The sequence below is a fragment of the Halanaerobium sp. genome (assembly GCF_003070835.1).
The window spans coordinates 1-1,899 of the sequence record NZ_QBLR01000468.1 but is presented as its reverse complement, the minus strand read 5'-3'; the positions used below and the strand labels follow the sequence as shown (position 1 = coordinate 1,899).

2 protein-coding genes are annotated in these 1,899 nt (G+C 33.9%); both read left to right on the top strand.

The window, feature by feature from the left end:
* Nucleotides 1-257: flagellar protein FlaG (locus CI949_RS20520; protein WP_290769888.1), on the top strand; the 257-nt coding region annotated here is incomplete at its 5' end.
* A 24-nt stretch (nucleotides 258-281) separates the two neighbouring features.
* Nucleotides 282-1,703 (top strand): flagellar filament capping protein FliD, encoded by a 1,422-nt coding sequence (fliD, locus tag CI949_RS20515; RefSeq protein ID WP_290769887.1) that lies wholly within the window; start codon nucleotides 282-284, stop codon nucleotides 1,701-1,703.
* Nucleotides 1,704-1,899: the final 196 nt, after the last annotated feature.

Here is a 1,899-nt window from a genome sequence, read left to right as displayed (position 1 = left end):
TTCAGGAAAAAAAAGAATATAACCAGCAAGAACTAGAAGATGAAGTTAGAGAATCTGTAAAAGATGTAAATGAAATAGTAGATAAAGTAAAAGAAGGACTTTCTTTTCAGATACATGAAGATACAGAAGAGCTAATGGTGCAGGTAATTGATGTTAATACAGATGAAGTAATAAAAGAATTACCACCTGAAGAAATGCTGGATTTAAAAGCAAGGATACACGAAATGGTAGGTATATTAATTGATGAAAAGGTTTAACAAGGAAGTAGGTGTTAATCGATTATGCAGCTGGATGGTTTAGCAACAGGTATGGATACTACTTCTATGATTGATCAGCTGATTCAGCTTGAAAGAAGGCCGATCTATAATTATCAACAGGAAATATCTGAGATGGAAGCTACTAAAGGTGCCTGGCGTGATGTTAACAGTAGACTGGATAAATTAGAAGATAAAACTACAGATTTAAAACTATCTTCAACCTTTAATTCTCGTAGTGCAAGCTCCAGTGATAAAGATGTAGTTACAGCTATAGCAAGTAATGATGCTGATGAAACTAATTATTCTGTAACAGTAAAGAGTACTGCTCAGGCTCAGCGTCTTGTTGGAACAAGATTTGATGACGCTAGTGCTCCAATTGCTGGAATTACAACAGAAAGTACAATCACCATTAATAATTCAGATATAACAATTAGTGACAAAGATAGTTTAAGAGATATCAGTAATAAAATTAATGATGCTGATTCTGGAGTAAAAGCATCTATAGTAGACAATCATCTTGTTTTAGAAACAAATGAAACAGGAGTAGAAAACGCTTTAGATACAACTAAAGCAGGTAGTTTTGTAGATTCCAATGGAGTACTTGAGACTCTTGGACTGATAGATAGTACTACTAAAGAAATAACAAATGATATTGAAGTTCAATCAGCATCTGATGCAGAAATAGATATTAATGGTATTACAGGTATAACTAGCCCTACCAATACTTTTTCTGGTGTTGTAGACGGAGTTACCTTTAACATTAATCCAGAGGCTGTGGCTAATGATGGAACTGATACCGCTTCTGCCAATGTATCTGTAAGTAAAGACACAGGTAAAGCTACAGATGCTGTAAAGGCTTTTGTTGACCAGTATAACAGTGTAATGAACTTCCTCGATGGTAAAACTGATTATGATGAGGAAGAAGAAAAAGGTTCAGTATTGCAGGGTGATGCAACAGCAATGAGACTGCAGACTAGAATTAGAAGTCTGGTATCATCTAAGGTGAAAGATACTGGAGATTTCAAAACTCTATCTTCACTTGGTATTGAAATTGATCGTGATGGAGTAATGAGCTTTGACTCATCTAAGTTTACAGAAGCTCTAGATCAATCTCCAGAAGAAGTTATGTCCATTTTTAATGCTGATAGTGAATCAGATAGTTTTGACGGTATGGCTGTTAGAATGGACAGCTATCTTGATCAACTAATGCAAACTAACACTGGTTTAATTCCGAGAAGATTGGATTTCTATGATACTAGGATAGATAGTCTAAATGATGATATTGAAGATGTAGAAAGAAAAGTAGAAATGTCCAGAGAAAGATATGTTCAGCAGTTTGCTGCTATGGAAGAGGCTATCTCAGAGATGAATCAGCAGATGAGCTGGATGCAGAGTCAGCTGGCAAGTTTGGCTGGTTCAAGTATTATGATGAGTGGTAATAGATAAATATGACAGAATATGATTTTGTTGAGGAGGTAGGTTAATTTAATATCAACCTCCTCAAATTTATTTGATTAGTCTAATTGAATTATATAATCATTAAGAAATATTATATATTGATATGTAGGATGTGTTAAAAATTGGATTTTTATCAGAGTAATATGCGAGTATTAAAATCAAATAATAAGAAGTTATATAATAT

What these genes read in the sequence shown, in the direction of transcription:
- fliD (WP_290769887.1), top strand. Translation starts at nt 282, where the DNA reads ATGCAGCTGGATGGTTTAGCAACAGGTATGGATACTACTTCTATGATT.